The following is a 20,061-nucleotide window of genomic DNA, read 5'->3' on the forward strand; positions in this document are numbered from 1 at the left end:
GTCGAGAAACCTTTCAAGTTATGCGAGAAACCATGTCCGACGCGCAGACCGAGACGCCCAGCGAAACGACCCCGAACCAGATCCCGGTCACGGTGCTGACCGGCTATCTCGGATCCGGCAAGACGACGCTTCTGAACCGCATTCTCACCGAAGACCACGGCAAGCGTTATGCGGTGATCGTCAACGAATTCGGCGAGATCGGCATCGATAACGACCTGATCGTGGAATCCGACGAGGAAATCTACGAGATGAACAATGGCTGCGTGTGCTGCACGGTGCGCGGCGACCTGGTGCGCGTGGTCGAAGGGCTGACCCGGCGTCCGGGCCGGTTCGACGCCATCGTGGTGGAGACCACGGGCCTGGCCGATCCCGCCCCCGTGGCGCAGACCTTCTTCATGGATGACGATGTGCGCGCCAAGACCCGCCTCGATGCGGTGGTCGCACTGGTCGACGCCAAGCACCTGCCGCTGCGCCTGAAGGATTCCAATGAGGCCGAAGACCAGATCGCGTTCGCCGATGTCGTGATCGTCAACAAGACCGATCTCGTGACGCCGGAAGAACTGGCGGCGGTCGAGGCAACGATCCGCGCGATCAACCCGATGGCCCGCATTCACCGCGCCGAACGCGCCGGCGTTTCGCTGACCGAGGTTCTGGACCGTGGCGCATTCGATCTGAAGCGCGTGCTCGACAATGATCCGCACTTCCTCGATCACGACGATCCGGACCATGTGTGCGGCCCCGACTGCGACCACGATCATCATCATGACCACGGGCATGATCACGACCATGGGCATGGGCACCACGATCATGCGCATGACCATGGCGCTGCCTCGCCGATCCACGATGCGGGCGTGAAATCATTGTCGCTGCGCGGTGGCGAGATGGACCCGAAAAAGTTCTTCCCGTGGATCGAGAAGACCACCCAGATGGACGGGCCGAGCATTCTGCGCCTCAAGGGCATCATCGCGTTCCCGGACGATCCGGACCGGTTCGTGGTGCAGGGCGTACACATGATCATCGAGGGCGATCACCAGCGCCCCTGGCGCGACGACGAAAAGCGTGAGACGCGGCTCGTCTTCATTGGCCGCGACCTCGACACCGAGCGTCTGCAGCGCACGTTCGAGGCCTGTCAGGCATAAGGCCTGACAGAGCCACGCGCGCCGCGCCACACGAAAATCCATAGACCGGCATCGCCCAGGACCTGCCCACATGCCCACAGTCGCCCCGCTCGACCTCGAAAGCCATTGCATTGCCACTGCCTGGCTGAACGACATTCCGCATTTCGCGCTGGCCGATGGCGTGGTGCATCGTCTCGACAATGGCCACAAATGGGCAGAGGTTCATGACGGGCTGCTGGCCGCCTGCCCCGACGTCGATCATGCACGCCTTATCACCGGCGGCGAAGATGGACGGGTCGCAGCACTCGCGACTGACGGCACGGTGGAAACGCTTGCCGAGATCGGCCGCAAATGGGTGACCAGCGTTGCTGCCGGTCCGCAGGGCACGGTCGGCTTTGCGGTCGGGCGCAACGCCTATGTGCGCTTTGCCGATGGAAAACAGCGCGAATTCCAGCACCCGCGCTCGGTGGAAGGCATCGCCTTCGCGCCGAAGGGGATGCGGCTTGCGGTTGCCCGCTACAATGGCGCGACGCTGCATTTTCCGGCCACCGACGGCAAGCCGACAGAGCTGGAATGGGCGGGCGCGCACACCGGCATTACCTTCTCCCCGGACGGCAAGTTCCTTGTCACCACCATGCAGGAAAACGCCCTGCACGGCTGGAAACTCGCGGATGGCAAGCATATGCGCATGGCCGGCTATCCGGGAAAGGTGAAGAGCTTTTCGTGGAGCGCCAAGGGCAAGTGGCTCGCCACGTCCGGCGCTCCGGCAGCCATTGTCTGGCCCTTTCAGGCGAAGGACGGCCCGATGGGCAAGGCGCCACTTGAGCTGGGAACACGCGGCGACACGATGGTGACGCAGGTTTGCTGCCATCCGACCGAGGAAATCGTCGCCATCGGCTATGCCGACGGCATGATCCTCGCCGGGCGCTTTGCCGACCAGAAGGAGGTGCTTCTGCGCCGGCAGGGCAAGGGCGCGATCACCGCCATGGCCTGGGACGATGATGGCCGCCGCCTTGCCTTTGGCTCCGAGACAGGTGAAAGCGGCGTGGTGGATATCGCGGGTTGAATTTCACGCCCTGTGCCTCAGTCTTTGCTTGCAGCGCGCGCCGCGTCCTGTAGCTTCCTCACCTGACTGGAAGCATGGGGGAGCGAGCGGTGGATAGCAGGCAAACAGTGCAGGAGATGCCTGCCCGGCTTGAACTCACCCCCGCGACCTATCGCCATCTTCTGAAAACGGCGCATCGCCACGCATCGCACCAGATTGAAGCGGAAGACCTGCTGCATGAAACGCTGATCGCAGCGCTGAATGCCGGCAACCGGCCATGCGTGGAGAACCGCGCCTGGCTTCAGGGCGTCATGCGCAACGTGGCGGCGACGAAACGGCGCTCCGCCGCCCGTCGGTCAACCCGTGAGAGCGCCGCAAGCCTTCTTGAACCTTCGGAAGACGGGGATGTTCCGACCGCGTTTCTCGCCGGCCTGCCAAGGGGCCAGAGAATTGTTGCGCTCCTCGCGCTCGGCGGTCATACGCGCAGTGAAATCCGGCACCTTCTGCGCATTTCCGATGCGAGCCTGCGTCAGCGCATTGCCGGCCTTCGCAAGCGTTGGCGCGATGCCCCGCCCGATGCAGCTCCCCTTCCCGGAAAGTTGCTGGCGGGCACGCTCGCCTTCGGCACGATCCGGCAGAACCTTCTTCCGCTGACCGGTCGCAATTCTGCATTCCTTGCAAGCCACGATCCGGACGGACACCTCTTTGCGGTAAGTTTTTCTCACCCCAAAGCTCACAAACCTGGCTCCTGCGGCAATCAAGAAGCAGAACCAACATTGTAACATCAGGAGACACACATGCTTTCCAACGTCCGCATCGGCACCATCTGCTACTACGTCAACGACATCGACCGCACGGAAGCGTTCTACCGCGACGTGGCCGGGCTGAATGTCCAGAGGATGGAAGGGGACGAGGAGACGGGCGACTGGCTGCTGGCCAGCACCGAGAACAATATCGAGCTCATCTTCTTCAAGATGGAGTCGCGCCCCGGAAACACCCCCATTGTGGTGTTCGACCTCTCAGAAGGTGGCATCGACAATGTCGTGGAAGGCCTTGCCGAGAAAGGCGCGACCATTGTGACGCCCGTCAGCCATGCTCCCGGCGGATGGTCTGCCGAATTCGCAGATCCGGACGGGCATGTCCTGTCCGTTTATCAGTCGGAAGAGCGCCCGCGCAGAAGCGCCTAAGGATCACCGCACCAGAACCGCTCGCAGATCGTTGACATTCGTGCCGGTTGGCCCCGGCGCGAACAGATCGCCCAGAGCATCAAACGCGCCCCAGGCGTCATGCGCGGCAAGCAGCGCCTTCGGGCCGTGGCCGGCAGAGCGCAACCGCGCGACGGTGCCGTGATCGGCAAAGGCGCCGGCATTCTCCTCAGACCCGTCGATACCGTCCGTATCGGCGGCGAAAGCCGAGATGCCGGAAATACCCTCGATGCCAAGCGCAAGCGCCAGAAGGAATTCGGTGTTGCGCCCGCCGCGCCCGCCGCTTCGGCGCAGCGTCACCGTGGTTTCACCGCCCGAAAGCAGCACGACCGGCTTTCTGAAAGGCCGGTCGCGCAGCGCAACCTCTCGGGCAATCGCCGCATGAACGCGGCCCACCTCACGCGCCTCACCCTCAATCGCATCCGACAGGATGACAGCAGGCACGCCCTGCGCCTCGGCGGCGGCGGAGGCCGCTTCCAGTGAACGCGCGGCCGAGGCGATGACATGAACATCATGACCTGCAAAACGCGGATCATCCGGCTTGGGCGCGTCTGCCGCCGGTGATGCGAGATGCTGCATCACCGCATCGGGCAGCTGCATGCCATAGGTCTCGATCACGGCAAGCGCGTCCGCGCGGCTGGCCATGTCGGGTACGGTCGGACCGGATGAAACAAGCGCCGGATCATCGCCGGGAATATCCGAAACAATCAGCGAGACGACCCGCGCGGGATGGGCCGCGGCGGCCAGCCTGCCGCCCTTGATTGCGGAGATGTGCTTGCGCACCGTGTTCATGGCGGAGATCGGCGCGCCGGACGCCAGAAGCGCCTCGTTGACGGCGATCTCATCGGCGAGCGTCAGGGAACCTGCGGGGGCGGGCAGCAGCGCCGATCCGCCACCGCAGACGAGCGCGATCACCAGATCATCCGGGCCGAGCCCGGCCACGCTGTCCATGAGACGCTTTGCGCCGGAAAGGCCGGCCTCATCCGGCACCGGATGCGCCGCCTCCAGAACCTCGATCATGCGGGTCGGCGCGCCATAGCCGTAGCGGGTGACGACCACGCCTTCCAGAGGCCCGTCCCAGGCATCTTCCAGCGCCGCCGCCATCTGGGCGGCCCCCTTGCCGGCCCCGACCACGATTGTGCGGCCCCGGGGCTTTTCCGGCAGGAATGCGCGAATGGTTTTGGCCGGGTCGGCGGCAGCGACAGCAGCGTCGAACAGTCTTGTGAAAAACGCCTTCGGATCGATGCTGCCGGTCACATGCGCCTCCGGAATTTACCCCCAGAATTTACAAGGCGCTTTTGGCAGCCTCTCCTGCGACATAGGTTTCCACGATGGCGCGGTCATCGGCAAGCGTCTGGAGCAGGAAAAGCTCCTCGGCCAGCGTTTCGATGCGCTCCATGCGCAGCGCCATGACCGGCGTTGCGCGCGCGTTCAGAACCACGATATCGGCGTCGGTGCCCGGTTCCAGCGTGCCCACGCGCTCCGACAGGGAAAGCGCCTCGGCATTGCCGCGCGTGATCTGCCAGAAGGAGGCAAGCGGGTTCAGCTTCTCGCCATTGAGCGCGATCACCTTGTAGCCCTCATCCATGGTGCGCAGCATGGAGTAATTGGTGCCGCCGCCCACATCCGTCGCAGAGGCCAGACGCAGCGGCTTCTCACGCTTGCGATAACGCAGATAGTCGAACAGGCCAGAGCCGAGGAAGAGGTTGGAGGTGGGGCAGAACACGGCGACCGAGCCCGTGTCCGAAAGCACATCCGCCTCGCGCTCGGAAAGATGAATGCAATGGCCGAGCAGTGCCCTGGGGCCGAGCAGACCGTACTGCTCGTAGATGCCGGTATAGTCCGGCGCGTCGGGATAAAGCTCCGCCGTCAGCGCGATCTCGTCGTGATTTTCGGAGAGATGCGTCTGCATGTGGAGGTCGGGGAATTCGCGCATCAGCGCTGCGGCCATCTCCAGCTGCTCGGGGCTGGAGGTGATGGCGAAACGCGGTGTGACGGCATAATTGAGCCGGCCCCTGCCGTGCCATTCGCCGATCAGCGCCTTCGTGTCGTCGTAAGAGGATTGCGGCGTATCGGTGAGTGCGGCCGGCGCGTTGCGGTCCATCATCACCTTGCCGCCCACAACGCACATGTTGCGCGCCAGCGCCTCACCGAAAAACGCCTCCGCGCTTTCCTTGTGAACGGAGCAATAGGCGGCAACCGTGGTCGTGCCGTTGCGCAGCAGCTCATCGAAGAACAGACGGGCGATGTGACGGCCGTGCTGAATGTCGGAGAACCTGGTTTCTTCGGGGAAAGTGTAGTTGTTCAGCCAGTCCAGAAGCTCGGCGCCATAGCTCGCGATCACCTGCATCTGCGGGAAATGCGCATGGGCGTCGATGAAGCCCGGCAGGATGAGGTGCGGGCGGTGATCCACCACCGCATGCCCCGCTTCTGCGCCTGCTGCGACCTCGGCAAAGCTGCCGGATGCAAGGATAACGCCATCTTCGACCAGAACCGCGCCATCCTCTTCAAACAGATAGGCGTCGTGGTCGTCGATGCTCCGCGGTTCGGCTTTGAACGACAGGAGCCGCCCGCGGATGAGTTTCTGTGCCATGCGCTAGCGCGCCTCCTCGAACCAGGTAACGATCAATTGCCGCTCCTCGTCCGTGATGCCCGAAACATTGCCGGGCGGCATGGCGTGGCTGCGGCCTGCCTGCAGATAGATTTCACGCGCGTGCTCGGCAATAGCCGCATCCGTGTCGAGCACAACATTCTTCGGTGGGTAGGGAATGCCCTCATAGCCCGGCACCACTGCATGGCACATGGCGCAACGCCCCATCACCGTGTCGCGCACGGCTGGAAAATGGGTCGAGGCGACGAAGGTCTGCCCCGTCGCCGAAAGCTTCGTCTCACCCGTCAGCACCTGCGGCACGGTGGAGAGCCACATGATGATGATGAAGAGAACGCCGGCCAGCCCCCAGGTCCAGTGCGGGGTGCCCTTGCGGGCGTGCACGGTGTTGAAATAGTGCCGGATCAGCACGCCGATGATGAAGATGAGCGATGCGATGATCCAGTTGAACTGGGTGCCGAAGGCCAGCGGATAATGGTTCGACAGCATCAGGAAGACGACGGGCAGCGTCAGGTAATTGTTGTGCAGTGAACGCTGCTTCGCCTGCAGGCCAAGTTTCGGGTCGGGCGTGCGCCCCGCCTTCAGATCGGCCACCACGATCTTCTGATTGGGGATGATGATCAGGAAGACATTCGCCGTCATGATCGTCGCGGTGAACGCGCCCAGATGCAGGAAGGCCGCGCGACCGGTGAAGAGCTGCGTATAGCCCCACGCCATCACAACAAGGATCACATAAAGCACAAGCATCAGCGCCGTGTCGTTCTTGCCGAGCGGCGATTTGCACAGAAGGTCGTAGAGCAGCCAGCCAAGCCCGATGGAAGCAAGCGAGATCAGGATGCCGCCCCAGGCCGGCACATCAAGCACATTGCGGTCGACCAGATAAAGATCCGCGCCCGCATAATAGACGATGGCCAGAAGCGCGAAGCCGGACAGCCAGGTGGAGTAGGATTCCCATTTGAACCAGGTCAGGTGCTCGGGCATGGAGGCCGGCGCGACCATGTATTTCTGGATATGGTAGAAGCCGCCGCCATGGACCTGCCATTCCTCGCCATGCACGCCCTCGGGCAGACCCGGCCGCTTCACCAGCCCCAGATCCAGCGCGATGAAATAGAAGGATGAGCCAATCCAGGCGATGGCCGTGACCACATGCAGCCAGCGCACGCCAAAGGACAGCCAGTCCCACAATACCGCGTAATCGTTCATGCCCGTTCCCTCAACTCCCGTCAGCCCTGCCCCAATAGCCAGCCTTGTCCCTGCGCGCTTCCTTTTGCCCAACTTCGGACGGAAAACCGGTGACCACTTTTCCTGGAATTGCTCATTCATTGTTCCTGCGCAATTCCGAACGGAAAACCGGTAACCACTTTTCCTGGAATTGCTCTGGCGGCCCAAGGTGACGGAACCCGGTATAAACGGAAAGCGGGGAAGATCACGATGACTTTCAAAAAAATATGGAAAATAATGCGCGCGAATCTTGGGGGAACCGCATGGCCTATCTCGACAATATCGCCGTTTTTGTCCGCGTCGTGGAACTCGGCAATCTGTCTTCAGCAGGCCGCGACATGCGGCTTTCTCCGGCCGTTGCCTCGAACCGGGTGAAGGAGCTCGAAAAGCATCTTGGCGTGCGGCTCTTCAACCGCACCACGCGCCAGCTCACCCCCACCGAGCAGGGCCGCGTCTTCTATGAGGGCGCGCGCAAGGTTCTCGAAGCGGTGGCGGAAGCCGAAGCCTCGGTCGCAGATCTTTCCGGCCAGCCGCGCGGCACGATCCGCGTCACCGCGCCGCTCGGCATCGGCAAGCGTCTGATCGCCAGCGGCATTCCCGAATTCCGCGACCAGTATCCCGAAATCGAGGTTCGCTTACGGCTCTCCGACCATGAGGTCGACATGATGCGCGAGGGCATCGACGTCGCCTTCAAGCTCGGCATTCTGGAGAATTCCTCTTTCCGCATGCGCGGCATCATGGATTGCGAGCGCGTTCTGGCGGCGGCCCCTGATTATCTGAAACGGCGCGGCGAACCGAAGACGCCCGAAGCGCTGATCGATGAGCGGCACGACTGCCTGATGTTGCGCTTTCCCGGCGCGCGCGAGCATTTCTGGATGCTGCAAACGCCGGAGGGCGCGCGAAAGTTCGAGGTCGGGGGACCGTTCGATTCCGACGATGGCGACGTGATCACCGACTGGGCGCTTGCCGGGCGCGGCATCGTCAACAAGCCCCGCTTCGAGATCGAACCATTCCTGCGCGACGGGCGGCTCCAGGTGGTCCTGTCCGAAACCCCGCCAGTGCCGGTAAAGCTTGCCGCGCTCTACCCGCACAAGAAGTTTCAGGACCCCAAAGTGCGGCTCCTGGTCGACTTCATGGCAGGCCGCTGCCAGCGCATGATTGGCGCGACCCTGTCAGAGCAATAATGGTCAGCCTGCACGCAGACTTTCCAGACCGCGCTGAACAAGCTCGCGCATGAGCCGCTGATAGGGAACACCACGCTTCTTCGCCTCAGCCTTCACGGCATCCAACTGGCTTTGCGGCATGCGCATATTCACCCTTGCCGCCTTGTTCTCGAACTCGAACCCGGCGGGTTTGAATGCACCAAAATCCAGATCGGAAAGATCCTGATCGAGGAAGTCTTCCGCATCCTTATCAGTTTTCAGTTTGGGAACGCTGCGTTTCATAGCGTTTCACCTCCTTGGCATGCATATAGCGCGCTGTGATCGGACGAATAAGACGCTTCCCATCAACCATGCGAAAGGTCACGCCCATGAACATGGGGCGGCCCTGCCGGTTGCGTCCGATGACGATGTAGCGATCTTCGGGCCCAGAGTGTGCTGGATCAGGCGCAATCAACGGGTCATGAAGAAGCGCATGTTCGATCTCGTCCTTCGAGACACCATGCTTTGCGCATTTCGGCCAGTTTCCGGTGTCCCAGTCAAAGCCCGCGATCTTCATTCATGAAGTATGTAAGTTTGTACACACAAATGTCAACATCACGACTGCAAAGCCGTCAGTATCTCCGCAGCCGCCATGGCTGCGATGACAGCGGGGCGCTTGTCGTGCACGGCGTTCCCGCCAATGGGGGTGGTCAGCTGCGCGAAACGGCGTTCATCGCCGCCATTCTTCAGATACCAGTTCCGGAAGGTCGCGCGTTTGGTTTTGGAGCCGATCATGCCGACATAGGCCGCGTCATCGCGCGCCAGTGCCTCGGCAACCAGCAGGAAATCAAGCGCATGATCATGGGTCAGGACCACGAAGGCCGTCCCGGCGCGGGCTGAACGCACCGCCTCTTCCGGCAGGGCCGCAAGGCGCGTCTCCACATCATCCGGAAAATCCTCCAGCGCTTCCTCACGGGTCTCGACCACCAGCACCCGCACGGGCAGCGGGGTCAATGCTGCCGCCAGCGCGTGGCCGACATGGCCACCGCCGAACAGGATCACCTGCGGGAACGCGCCAGCCTCATCGCGGACGCGCTTCACCAGCGCCCTGCGCTCCGCCTGATCGAGAAGGCGAATGTCGAGCGCCACCCGGCCGCCGCAGCACTGGCCGATTTCCGGTCCCAGCGGAATGTCGAGAGCACCGTTTGCAAGATTGTCCGAGATGAGTTCGCGCGCCCTGGCAATCGCCATGAATTCAAGCTGGCCGCCACCGATGGTTCCAAAAATCGCCTCGGGCGAAACCAGCATCCACGCGCCCTCTTCGCGCGGGGTGGAGCCTTTCGCCTCGCGCACCTCGACGAGAGCGGCGGACGGCGCGGCATCCAGAAATGTCCGAAGGGTTTCAGTTGGATGGCTCATTGCCGCCCCCATGCATGACGGTGAGAAGACGCGAACCAGAGACCAGTGCGAAGAAGCAGAAGCATGTCAGAACGATAACGGCAGGAAGGCGCCCAATCTAGGGTCAGGACCCATTAATATGGCCGCAATGGTCGGCCTGATTTGTTCGGATACGCGAAGCAAGGCTGCAGGAAGACTTCATGTCTTTCAAGGCTTTGCGACAAAGTAGCCCGTGCAAATCAGGCCGACCATTGCGGCCATATTAATGGGTCCTGACCCTAGCGCGCGCCTTCAGCCTTCATGCGTTCCACCGCCATCAGCACACGCTCCGGCGTGGCCGGCGCATCGAGACGCGGGCAGACCGTGTGACCGGCAACGCTCGCCACTGCATCGGACAGCGCGTGAAGCACGCACATGGCCAGCATGAAGGGCGGCTCGCCCACGGCCTTGGAACGATGCACCGTCGGCTCGGCGTTTTCCGCCCAGTCGGCAAGCGCCACGTTGAACACTTTCGGCCGGTCGGACGCGAGCGGGATCTTGTAGGTGGAAGGCGCATGCGTCCGAAGCCGCCCCTTGCCATCCCAGACCAGCTCTTCCGTCGTCAGCCAGCCCATGCCCTGAATGAAGCCGCCCTCGATCTGGCCAATGTCGATGGCGCGGTTCAGCGAGCGGCCCGTCTCGTGCAGAATATCAACGCGCTCGACCATGTATTCGCCGGTCAGCGTGTCCACGGAGACCTCGGCGCAGGCTGCGCCATAGGCGAAGTAGTAGAACGGCCGCCCCTGCCCCTTGTCACGATCCCAGTGGATCTTCGGCGTCTTGTAGAAACCGGCTGCGGAAAGCTGGATGCGGGCCATATAGGCCTCGCCAATCAGCTCGGCGAAGGGAATTTCACGGTTGCCGATGCGCACCCGGCCCGGGAGGAACACCACCTGATCCTTCGGCACGTCATGCGCCTCGGCGGCGAAGGCGATCAGCCGGTTCTTGATCTGGCGCGCCGCATCCTGCGCGGCCATGCCGTTCAGATCCGTGCCGGAGGAAGCCGCCGTTGCGGAGGTGTTGGGCACCTTGCCCGTGGTCGTGGCGGTGATCTTCACCTGATCGATGTCGATCTGGAATTCCTCGGCAACGATCTGCGCCACCTTGGTGTGCAGCCCCTGCCCCATTTCGGTGCCGCCATGGTTCAGATGCACCGAGCCATCCGTGTAGACATGCACCAGCGCGCCGGCCTGATTGAAATGCGTGGCCGTGAAGGAGATGCCGAACTTTACCGGCGTCAGCGCCAGACCACGCTTGATGACCGGGCTTTTCGCGTTGAAGGCCGCGATTTCACGCCGACGCGCGGCATAATCCGCACTTGCCTCCAATTCGGCGATGACCCGTTCTGCAACATTGTCCTCCACCGTCTGGTGATAGGGCGTGACGTTGCGGTCATCCGTGCCGTAGAGGTTTTTCTTGCGGATTTCGAGCGGGTCCCTGCCCAGCGCAAAGGCCACCTCATCGATGATGCGCTCTGCGCCAATCATGCCCTGCGGCCCACCGAAACCACGAAACGCGGTGTTGGAAACGGTGTTCGTGTAGAGCGGGCGCGAGACGGCCCGCGCAGCCGGGTAGAAATAGGTGTTGTCGCAGTGAAACAGCGCCCGGTCTGTCACCGGACCGGAGAGATCGGCCGCATAGCCGCAGCGCGCGGCATAGGTGAAATCGACGCCGAGAATACCGCCCTCATCATCGAAACCAACCGTGTAATCGATCAGGAAGTCGTGACGCTTGCCGGTCGCGGTCATGTCGTCATCCCGGTCGGGACGCAGCTTGACCGGCCGGTTCAGCTTCTTGGCGGCAATGGCCGCAATGGTGGCGAACAGATTGGCCTGCGTTTCCTTGCCACCGAAGCCGCCGCCCATGCGCCGCACCTCGATGGTGACGGCATGGGAGGGAACGCCCAGCGCATGCGCCACCATGTGCTGCACCTCGCTTGGGTGCTGGGTGGAGGAAAACACGGTCACATCGCCGTCTTCGCCCGGAAGCGCGAAAGCGATCTGGCCTTCAAGATAGAAATGGTCCTGCCCGCCAACGCGCATCTGACCGCAGATCGTGTGCGGCGCAGCGGCAATCGCCGCAGCGCTGTCACCGCGCTCGAGCTTCAGCGGTGCGGTAACGAGCTTCGCGTCATCCGCGGCATCGGCGACATCGATCAGTGCGGGTTCTTCCGCATAGTCGATCTTCGCCAGACGGCAGGCGCGCCGCGCCGCTTCGCGCGTTTCGGCAATGACGGCGAAAACCGGCTGGCCGAAAAACTGTACACGCCCGTCTGCCAGAATGGGCTCGTCATGCAGCCCGGTCGGGCTCATATCGTTGTCGCCGGGCACATCGTTCGCCGTCAGAACGGCGACAACGCCGGGCGCTGCCCGCACATCGGAGAGGTCAAAGCCGGTGATCGCGCCATGCGCCACCTCGGAAAGACCGAGACAGGCATGCAGCGTGCCGGCGGGCTCGGCCATGTCATCGATATAGATGGCCTCGCCGCTCACATGCTTGCGGGCGGAATCGTGCTTCTCGTCGCTGGCGACGCCGCCATCGATCTTCGCCTTGCCCTGCGTGCGTGGTTCATGCCGCGTCATGGTCAGGCCGCCTCATGTCTGGAGAGGTTCACCGCGCCGGCGCCGGTGCTTTCAAGGAAATAGCGGCGCAGCAGGTTCTTCGCCGCCATCATGCGATAGTCGGCGGATGCGCGCATATCGGAAATCGGCTGAAAGTCGTCGTCATAGGCCGAGAGTGCTGCCTCGACGGTTTCCTGCGTCCATGCCTTGCCGGTCAGCGCCGCCTCGACGGATTTTGCGCGTTTCGGCGTCGCGGCCATGCCGCCATAGGCGATGCGGGCGGCTTCGACCCGGCCATCGGCGATCCGCAGATCGAACGCGCCGAGAACCGCCGTGATGTCTTCATCGCGACGCTTGGAGATTTTCCAGACCGCGAAACGGGAGGCCGCATCGGGCACCGGCACATGCACCGCCTCGACGAACTCGCCGGGCACACGATCCTGCTTGCCATAATCGATGAAGAAATCTTCCAGCGGAATGGTGCGGCGCGCGCTGCCCCTGCGCAGTGTGAGCGTTGCGCCAAGCGCGATCAGTGGCGGCGGCGTGTCGCCGATGGGCGAGCCATTGGCGATGTTGCCGCCAATCGTGCCCATATTGCGCACCTGCTCGCCGCCAATGCGGTCGATCAGTGCACCCAGCGCGGGAATGCGTTTCGCCAGAAGCTCAAAAGCCCCGGTATAGCTCACGCCCGCGCCAATGCTGATGACGCCATCCTGCTCACGGATTTCCTGCAGGCCGTCGAGCCCGCCGATGAAGACCACCGGCGCGATGTCGCGCATGAACTTGGTGACCCATAAGCCCACATCCGTTGCACCGGCGACGATGGTGGCCTCGGGCTCGGCTTCAAGGATCGCGGCAAAATCATCGACATCCGCCGGGATCAGCAGACGCTCGCGGCCCGAGCCGATCTCCACCCGCGCGCCATCCTTCATGCCTTGCAGCGCGGCGATGACCGCAGCGCGCTCCGTCGCCAGCGGGTCAGACGCGGCATTGCCATAATCGGAGACCGCGCGCGCAGCCCGCACGATGGGTTCATAGCCGGTGCAGCGGCACAGATTGCCCTGCAATGCCTTTTCGATGGCCCTGTCGGAGGGCTGCGCCTCGCGCATCCAGAGCGCGTAAAGCGACATGACGAAGCCCGGCGTGCAGAAACCGCATTGCGAGCCGTGATAATCGACCATCGCCTGCTGAACCGGATGCAGGCTGCCATCGGCCCGCTTCAAATGCTCCACCGTCACCACGTGACAGGCATCCAGCGATCCCAGGAAGCGGATGCAGGCATTGACGCTCTCATAGGAAAGCGCGCCATTGCGCAACCGACCGACGAGCACGGTGCACGCGCCGCAATCGCCTTCCGCGCAGCCTTCCTTGGTGCCGGTCAGGCGCTGCCGCAGGCGCAGATAGTCAAGCAGGGTTTCGTCCGGGCGGACATTGCCCAGCGCCACCGGCGCGCCGTTCAAAAGAAAACGGATTTCACCGCGCGCGCCCATCAGCTCCCCCTGTAGGTGGAATAGCCATAGGGCGAGATGAGAAGCGGCACGTGATAATGCGTGTTTTCAGCCATGCCGAAGCGGATCGGCACCTGATCGAGAAAGGCCGGAGCCGGCAGATCAACGCCCTGCCCACGCAGATAGGCGCCGGCTTCGAACACCAGTTCATAGAAGCCGGTGCGAAACGCATCGCCGGCAAGCAGCGGTGCATCGCAGCGGCCATCGCTGTTGGTCGTGACCGTCTTCACATGAGTGCGCGCCTCGCCCTCCAGGCGATAGAGCGCAATCTCCAGTCCTCCGGCCGGTTTTCCGCTGGCCGTGTCCAGCACATGGGTCGTCAGACGGCCCTCACCCGCATTGCTCATGCGGCCTCCCTTTAAATTCACTAAAGCCACTTGCCCTATATATAGGGTTGATTGTGGGACAAATCCGCAGCGAGCATAAGAGCCCCGGCGAAGGATCGACAACTAAACTCTTTCAAATTTTTCGGGAAAGTTCACACCCCATTCCATCGATTATCCTTGCCAATAAAGAATATCGGAAAGTTTGCATGACCCGCTACCTCAGAAACATGACCGGCTACGGCCAGACCCCGCCAAATGCCGACTGGCCCGATGGCGCGCGCGTAGCCGTGCAGTTCGTCGTCAATTACGAGGAAGGCGGCGAAAACTGCATTCTGCATGGCGATGAGGCCTCCGAAGCCTTCCTGTCGGAAGTGGTGGGCGCAGCGCCCTGGCAGGGCATGCGCCACTGGAACATGGAATCCATTTATGAGTACGGCTCGCGCGCCGGGTTCTGGCGGCTCCACCGCATGTTCACGGCAGCCGGCGTGCCGGTCACCGTTTTCGGCGTCGCTTCGGCGCTTGCCCGCAGCCCCGACCAGCTTGCCGCCATGCAGGACGCCGGCTGGGAAATCGCGTCGCACGGCCTGAAATGGATCGACTACCGCGCCCATTCGGAAGAAAGCGAGCGCGCCGACCTTCTGGAAGCCATCCGGCTGCACACCGAAGTGGTGGGCGAACGCCCGCGCGGCCTGTATCTCGGACGCACCTCGGTCAATTCGGTGAAACTGGCCATTGAGGAAGGCGGGTTCGACTGGATTTCCGACACCTATGACGACGACCTGCCCTACTGGATCGACCATGACGGCCACGGGCACGGCACGCGCGCGCAACTGGTCGTCCCCTACACGCTTGATGCAAACGACATGCGTTTTGCCACGGCGCAGGGCTTCAATTCCGGCGATCAGTTCTTCAGCTATCTGAAAGACGCTTTCGACACACTCTATACCGAGGGGGGCTCGGGGCGGCCGGCCATGATGAGCATCGGCCTTCATTGCCGTCTCATCGGCCGGCCGGGACGCGCTGCAGCCCTCCAGCGCTTCATCGATTATGTGAAGAGCCACGACCATGTTTGGCTTGCGACACGTGGCGAGATCGCCCGGCACTGGCGCGAAAAGCACCCCTATGAAGCGCCGGCGCTGCGCCCGAGCCGCATGAGCGAACCGGAGTTCATCGAACGGTTCGGCAGCATCTATGAGCATTCGCCATGGATCGCCGAACGCGCGGCAAAGCTGGAACTCGGCCCCGCACATGACACGGCCGGGGGCCTCGCCAATGCGCTCGCCCGCGCCTTCCGTTCGGCCAGCGAAGACGAACGCCTTGGCGTTCTGAAAGCCCACCCGGACCTTGCGGGCAAGCTGGCGGCAGCCAAAAGGCTGACCGAGGAATCGAGCAAAGAGCAGGCTTCGGCAGGGCTCGATGCGCTGACCGACAGCGAACGCGCGCGCTTTACCGAACTCAACACCGCCTATACGCAAAAATTCGGGTTTCCCTTCATCATCGCCGTCAAGGACAACACCAAGGACAGCATTCTGAAGGCCTTCGAAGCCCGCTTGGAGAACAGTCGCGACGAGGAATTCGCCACCGCCTGCCGGCAGGTGGAGCGGATCGCCCGGCTGCGGCTCAACGACATCCTCCCCGTGTGAAATCAGGACGAGACCAGATGAACGCCCGCACCTATTACGCCCCGCATGGCGGGCATCCGCCGCAGACCCAGCTCCTGACCGACCGCGCGGTTCTGACGGACGCCTATGCACTGATGCCGAAAGGCGTCATGCAGGACATCGTCACCAGCCTGCTGCCGTTCTGGGAGAAGACCCGCTGCTGGATCATTGCGCGTCCCCTTTCCGGCTTTGCCGAGACCTTTTCGCAATACATCATGGAAGTGGAACCCGGCGGCGGCAGCGACCGGGCCGAACTCGATGAGACCGCGGAAGGCGTGCTTTTCATCGTCGAGGGCGAGCTGACCGTCGAGATCGCAGGCGAGACGCACAGGATGACGCCCGGCGGCTACGCCTATCTGCCGCCATCAAGCGGCTGGACCGCGCACAATCGGGGCGACGCGCCCGCGCGCTTCCACTGGGTGCGCAAGGCCTATGAGCCCGTTGCCGGCCTCGACACGCCCGATCCGCTGTTTATGAACGAGGCCGATGTCGCGCCCTCTCCCATGCCGGGAACGGATGGCAAATGGGCAACGACGCGCTTTGTCGATCCGGCCGATCTGCGCCACGACATGCATGTGACCATCGTCACGCTGCAGCCCGGCGCGGTGATCCCCTTCGCCGAAACGCATGTCATGGAGCACGGTCTCTATGTGCTGGAAGGCAAGGCGGTCTACAGGCTCAACCAGGACTGGGTGGAGGTGGAAGCCGGCGACTTCATGTGGCTGCGCGCCTTCTGTCCGCAGGCCTGCTATGCGGGCGGGCCGGGCAATTTCCGCTACCTGCTCTACAAGGACGTCAACCGGCACGCCCGGCTGGGTGGCAGCTTCGCGCGATGAAGCGGATCGAAGCCGAGAAGCTGACACGCGCAGCCTTCGCGCCCTTCGGCGACGTGATCGAAACCGAAGGCGCGGAGAGCTTCCTCATCAATGCCGACAAGTGCCGCCGCTTTCACGATCTGGCGACGGTCGAAACGGCGGGTGAGAACGCCCGTGTTCTGATCAACATCTTTCGCGGCACGCCCTATGCGCTGCCGCTGCGGCTTTCCATGGTGGAGCGGCACCCGCTTGGAAGCCAGGCCTTCATGCCGCTTTCACCGGCCCCCTTTCTGGTGATCGTGTGCCCGGATGAAGACGGGCGGCCCGGCTACCCCCGCGCCTTCATCACGCATCCCGGACAGGGCGTGAACTATGCGCGCGGCACTTGGCATGGCGTTTTGACGCCCATTGCCGCACCCCAGGATTTCGTGGTGGTCGACCGTGGCGGAGACGGCAACAATCTGGAAGAGTTCCACTTTCAGGAACTTTTTGAAATCACGGTGCCATCCCTCACATGACCGCTCCCGACCTTCACCTCATCAACCGGCTGCTCGACGTGATCGAACAGGACATCCTGCCGAAGACAGCCGCAGGCGTCGCCCATGGCAACAAGCTCTTCGGCGCGGCCATCCTGAAGAAAAGCGACCTGTCGCTGGTGCTTGCCGAAACCAACAATGAGCTGGAAAACCCGCTCTGGCATGGTGAGGTTCATACGCTGAAGCGGTTCTACGAACTGCCGAAGGATGCGCGCCCGGACACGAAAGACTGCATTTTCCTGTCCACGCACGAGCCCTGCTCGCTGTGTCTTTCGGCGATCACCTGGACCGGCTTCGACAATTTCTACTATCTGTTCAGCCACGAAGATTCGCGCGACGCCTTCGCGATCCCGCACGATCTGAAGATTCTCAAGGAAGTCTTCACGCTGGAGCCCGGCGGCTACAATGCCGAAAACGCCTTCTGGAAAAGCTACGCCCTGCCCGCTCTGGCAACCGCACTGCCTGCGGCTGATGCGGAAGCCGTGAAAGCGCGGATCGCAAAGCTCGCCACAGCCTATGCCGCCCTTTCCGAACGCTATCAGGACAGCAAGGCGGAGAACGACATTCCGCTGAACTGACGGGGATGGCCGGGGTGAAGGCACGCGCCAACGTCACCGCCTGAGCCCGTCATGCCGCCCCCGCCCTTCGACAGGCTCAGGATGAGGGCTGTGTTGGCGAAGCCGCCGCGCGAGACGATGGGATGAACACTTCGAAGACCAAGACAGTGCGGAAGCGCTGATGATCTGGGAGAGGCGAACAGTCACCTCACGGCATAGCAAGGCGCTGCAACGCAACCCAAGGCAGGGCGAGGCAAGCGCCCCACATCTCCCTGCTTTCACCTCATCCTGACCCTGTCGAAGAGCGAGGTGAAGGCACGCGCCAACGTCACCGCCTGAGCCCGTCATGCCGCCCCCGCCCTTCGACAAGCTCAGGATGAGGGCTGTGTGGCGAAATCGACGCGCGAGACGATGGGATGAACACTTCGAAGACCAAGACAGTGCGGAAGCGCTGATGATCTGGGAGAGGCGAACAAGGACCTCACGGCATGGCAAAGCGCAGCAACGCAACACAAGGCGAGGTAACCCAAGGCAAGACGAGGTAAGCGCCTCGCATATCCCTGCCTTCACCTCACCCTGAGCTTGTCGAAGGGCGGGGTGAAGGCACGCACAACATCGCCACCTGAGCCCGTCATGTCGCCCTCGCCCTTCGACAAGCTCAGGATGAGGGCTGTGTTGGTGAAGTCGACGCGCGAGACGATGGGCTGAACACTTCGAAGACCAAGACAATGCGGAAGCGCTGGTGATGTGGGAGAGGCGAACAAACACATCACGGCATCGCAAAGCACTGCAACGCAACCCAAGGCGAGGCAACCCAAGGCGGGGCACCGCAACGCGAGACAAGACAACGCAAGGCAAGGCAAGCGCCTCACATCTCCCTGCTTTCACCTCATCCTGAGCCTGTCGAAGGGCGAGATGAAAGCACGCGCCAACGTCACCACCTGAGCCCGTCATACCGCCCTCGCCCTTCGACAAGCTCAGGATGAGGGCTGATGTTGTCACCCAGCGAGGATAAAGACCCTCACCGCAATGAGCGCCCAAAAGCAAAAGGGCGGGTTACCCCGCCCCATCGCCATCGTGATTAAACGCGTTCCATCGCCAGCGCGATGCCCTGGCCAACGCCGATGCACATGGTGGCAAGCGCGCGCTTGCCGCCGCCGGCCTGCAACTCAAGCGCAGCGGTGCCGGAGATGCGGGCGCCCGACATGCCCAGCGGATGGCCAAGCGCGATTGCGCCGCCATTCGGGTTCACCTGCGGCGCATCCTCGGCAAGGCCCAGTTCGCGCAGCACGGCGATGCCCTGCGAGGCGAACGCCTCGTTGAGCTCGATGACGTCGAAATCCGAAGGTTTCAGGCCAAGCCGCGCACAAAGGCGCTGCGTCGCCGGAGCCGGGCCGATGCCCATGATGCGCGGCGGAACGCCCGCCGTCGCGCCGCCGAGAATGCGGGCAATCGGCGTCAGGCCGTACTTCTTCGCCGCTGCTTCCGAAGCAATGATGAGCGCAGCCGCACCGTCATTGACGCCGGAGGCGTTGCCGGCAGTCACGCTGCCGCCCTCGCGGAAAGGCGTCGGCAGCTTGCCGAGCTTTTCAACCGTGGTGCCCGGACGCGGATGCTCGTCCCTGTCGACGACCACCGGGTCGCCCTTGCGCTGGGGAATGGTGACGGGGATGATTTCCTTGGCGAGACGCCCGTTTTCCTGCGCGGCAACAGCCTTGTTCTGGCTGCGCACGGCAAAGGCGTCCTGATCGGCGCGGCTGACAGAGAAATCCGCCGCCACGTTCTCACCCGTCTCCGGCATGGAATCGACGCCATACTGCTTCTTGAGCAGCTTGTTGACGAAGCGCCAGCCAATGGTGGTGTCGTAGATTTCCGCATGACGCGAGAAGGCCGTTTCGGCCTTCGGCATGACGAAGGGCGCGCGGCTCATGGATTCCACGCCGCCTGCGATCATGATCTCCGCCTCACCCGCCTTGATGGCGCGCGCGGCAATGGTGATCGCATCCATGCCCGAACCGCACAGGCGGTTCACCGTGGAGCCCGGCACCTCGATGGGCAGGCCCGCAAGAAGCACGGCCATGCGCGCCACGTTGCGGTTGTCCTCACCGGCCTGGTTGGCGCAGCCATAGAACACATCGTCCAGCGCCGCCCAGTCGACATTCGGGTTGCGCTCCATCAGCGCCTTGATCGGCAGGGCAGCCAGATCGTCGGCGCGAACGGAGGAAAGCGCGCCGCCGAAACGGCCGATCGGCGTGCGGATGTAGTCGCAGATGAAAGCTTCAGCCATGAGTGAGGTCTCCTAACCATCAATGCCGGGCAGC

At 63.0% G+C, this 20,061-nt stretch carries 19 protein-coding genes; 9 read left to right on the forward strand and 10 right to left on the reverse strand.

Annotated elements, in window-relative coordinates; all coding sequences use genetic code 11:
* The first annotated feature begins 32 nt into the window (after nt 1–32).
* The 4 genes from DEJ54_RS01420 (at nt 33) to DEJ54_RS01435 (ending at nt 3,350) form a co-directional block, all read left to right on the forward strand.
* Nucleotides 33–1,139 carry a GTP-binding protein gene (locus tag DEJ54_RS01420; protein WP_204360840.1) on the forward strand — a complete coding sequence of 369 codons (1,107 nt, stop codon included), beginning with the start codon at nt 33–35 and terminating at the stop codon, nt 1,137–1,139.
* Between the two features lie 70 nt (nt 1,140–1,209).
* The gene (locus DEJ54_RS01425) at nt 1,210–2,184 is read left to right on the forward strand and encodes a WD40 repeat domain-containing protein (RefSeq protein ID WP_113152991.1); all 975 of its coding nucleotides are present in this window, start codon (nt 1,210–1,212) and stop codon (nt 2,182–2,184) included.
* A gap of 89 nt (nt 2,185–2,273) precedes the next feature.
* A complete protein-coding gene (locus tag DEJ54_RS01430; RefSeq protein ID WP_162742202.1) occupies nt 2,274–2,945 on the forward strand; it encodes an RNA polymerase sigma factor in 672 nt (223 codons plus the stop codon).
* A gap of 15 nt (nt 2,946–2,960) precedes the next feature.
* A complete protein-coding gene (locus tag DEJ54_RS01435; RefSeq protein ID WP_113152993.1) occupies nt 2,961–3,350 on the forward strand; it encodes a VOC family protein in 390 nt (129 codons plus the stop codon).
* 3 nt (nt 3,351–3,353) lie between these two features.
* Here the strand turns inward: DEJ54_RS01435 and DEJ54_RS01440 are convergent, their stop codons facing one another.
* The 3 genes from DEJ54_RS01440 to DEJ54_RS01450 are packed head-to-tail and all read right to left on the reverse strand — an operon-like array spanning nt 3,354 to nt 7,179.
* The gene (locus tag DEJ54_RS01440; protein WP_113152994.1) at nt 3,354–4,625 is read right to left on the reverse strand and encodes a glycerate kinase; all 1,272 of its coding nucleotides are present in this window, start codon (nt 4,623–4,625) and stop codon (nt 3,354–3,356) included.
* 28 nt (nt 4,626–4,653) lie between these two features.
* Entirely contained in the window at nt 4,654–5,961 is a 1,308-nt protein-coding gene (gene guaD, locus DEJ54_RS01445; protein ID WP_113152995.1) for a guanine deaminase, read from the reverse strand.
* Nucleotides 5,962–5,964: 3 nt separating this feature from the next.
* Nucleotides 5,965–7,179 carry a urate hydroxylase PuuD gene (locus tag DEJ54_RS01450; RefSeq protein ID WP_113152996.1) on the reverse strand — a complete coding sequence of 405 codons (1,215 nt, stop codon included), beginning with the start codon at nt 7,177–7,179 and terminating at the stop codon, nt 5,965–5,967.
* Nucleotides 7,180–7,460: 281 nt separating this feature from the next.
* On the opposite strand from DEJ54_RS01450, the gene DEJ54_RS01455 reads away from it, so the two are divergent.
* Complete coding sequence (locus tag DEJ54_RS01455) at nt 7,461–8,381, forward strand: LysR family transcriptional regulator (protein WP_113156013.1); 921 nt, start codon at nt 7,461–7,463, stop codon at nt 8,379–8,381.
* Between the two features lie 3 nt (nt 8,382–8,384).
* Here the strand turns inward: DEJ54_RS01455 and DEJ54_RS01460 are convergent, their stop codons facing one another.
* The 6 genes from DEJ54_RS01460 to uraH form a co-directional block, all read right to left on the reverse strand.
* Complete coding sequence (locus DEJ54_RS01460) at nt 8,385–8,642, reverse strand: CopG family antitoxin (RefSeq protein WP_065815836.1); 258 nt, start codon at nt 8,640–8,642, stop codon at nt 8,385–8,387.
* Nucleotides 8,611–8,916 (reverse strand): BrnT family toxin, encoded by a 306-nt coding sequence (locus DEJ54_RS01465; RefSeq protein ID WP_113152997.1) that lies wholly within the window; start codon nt 8,914–8,916, stop codon nt 8,611–8,613. The genes DEJ54_RS01460 and DEJ54_RS01465 overlap by 32 nt, the downstream gene beginning before the upstream one ends.
* Nucleotides 8,917–8,954: 38 nt before the next feature.
* On the reverse strand, nt 8,955–9,758 hold the full coding sequence (gene xdhC, locus DEJ54_RS01470) for a xanthine dehydrogenase accessory protein XdhC (RefSeq protein WP_113152998.1): 804 nt from the start codon (nt 9,756–9,758) through the stop codon (nt 8,955–8,957).
* Between the two features lie 257 nt (nt 9,759–10,015).
* A complete protein-coding gene (gene xdhB, locus DEJ54_RS01475) occupies nt 10,016–12,358 on the reverse strand; it encodes a xanthine dehydrogenase molybdopterin binding subunit (RefSeq protein WP_113152999.1) in 2,343 nt (780 codons plus the stop codon).
* Between the two features lie 2 nt (nt 12,359–12,360).
* Entirely contained in the window at nt 12,361–13,827 is a 1,467-nt protein-coding gene (xdhA, locus tag DEJ54_RS01480; RefSeq protein WP_113153000.1) for a xanthine dehydrogenase small subunit, read from the reverse strand.
* Nucleotides 13,827–14,192 carry a hydroxyisourate hydrolase gene (uraH, locus tag DEJ54_RS01485; RefSeq protein ID WP_113153001.1) on the reverse strand — a complete coding sequence of 122 codons (366 nt, stop codon included), beginning with the start codon at nt 14,190–14,192 and terminating at the stop codon, nt 13,827–13,829. Before uraH ends, xdhA begins: the two co-directional genes overlap by 1 nt.
* Nucleotides 14,193–14,377: 185 nt before the next feature.
* Here uraH and puuE point away from each other — a divergent pair, with 185 nt between their 5' ends.
* Genes puuE through DEJ54_RS01505 form a run of 4 tightly spaced genes read left to right on the forward strand, consistent with a single transcriptional unit; the run spans nt 14,378 to nt 17,761 of the window.
* Entirely contained in the window at nt 14,378–15,814 is a 1,437-nt protein-coding gene (gene puuE, locus DEJ54_RS01490; protein WP_113153002.1) for an allantoinase PuuE, read from the forward strand.
* Nucleotides 15,815–15,831: 17 nt separating this feature from the next.
* Nucleotides 15,832–16,668, forward strand: a complete 837-nt coding sequence (locus DEJ54_RS01495) for a bifunctional allantoicase/(S)-ureidoglycine aminohydrolase (protein WP_113153003.1) — start codon at nt 15,832–15,834, stop codon at nt 16,666–16,668.
* Nucleotides 16,665–17,165, forward strand: coding sequence for an ureidoglycolate lyase (locus DEJ54_RS01500; protein WP_113153004.1), 501 nt, complete (start codon nt 16,665–16,667; stop codon nt 17,163–17,165). Before DEJ54_RS01495 ends, DEJ54_RS01500 begins: the two co-directional genes overlap by 4 nt.
* On the forward strand, nt 17,162–17,761 hold the full coding sequence (locus DEJ54_RS01505; RefSeq protein ID WP_113153005.1) for a nucleoside deaminase: 600 nt from the start codon (nt 17,162–17,164) through the stop codon (nt 17,759–17,761). Before DEJ54_RS01500 ends, DEJ54_RS01505 begins: the two co-directional genes overlap by 4 nt.
* Before the next feature lie 1,060 nt (nt 17,762–18,821).
* On the opposite strand, the gene pcaF is transcribed toward DEJ54_RS01505, so the two are convergent.
* Nucleotides 18,822–20,027, reverse strand: a complete 1,206-nt coding sequence (pcaF, locus tag DEJ54_RS01515; RefSeq protein ID WP_113153007.1) for a 3-oxoadipyl-CoA thiolase — start codon at nt 20,025–20,027, stop codon at nt 18,822–18,824.
* Nucleotides 20,028–20,061 lie beyond the last annotated feature (34 nt).

The organism is Nitratireductor sp. OM-1, from assembly GCF_003296175.1.
GTDB classification, from domain to species: Bacteria; Pseudomonadota; Alphaproteobacteria; order Rhizobiales; family Rhizobiaceae; genus Nitratireductor; species Nitratireductor aquimarinus.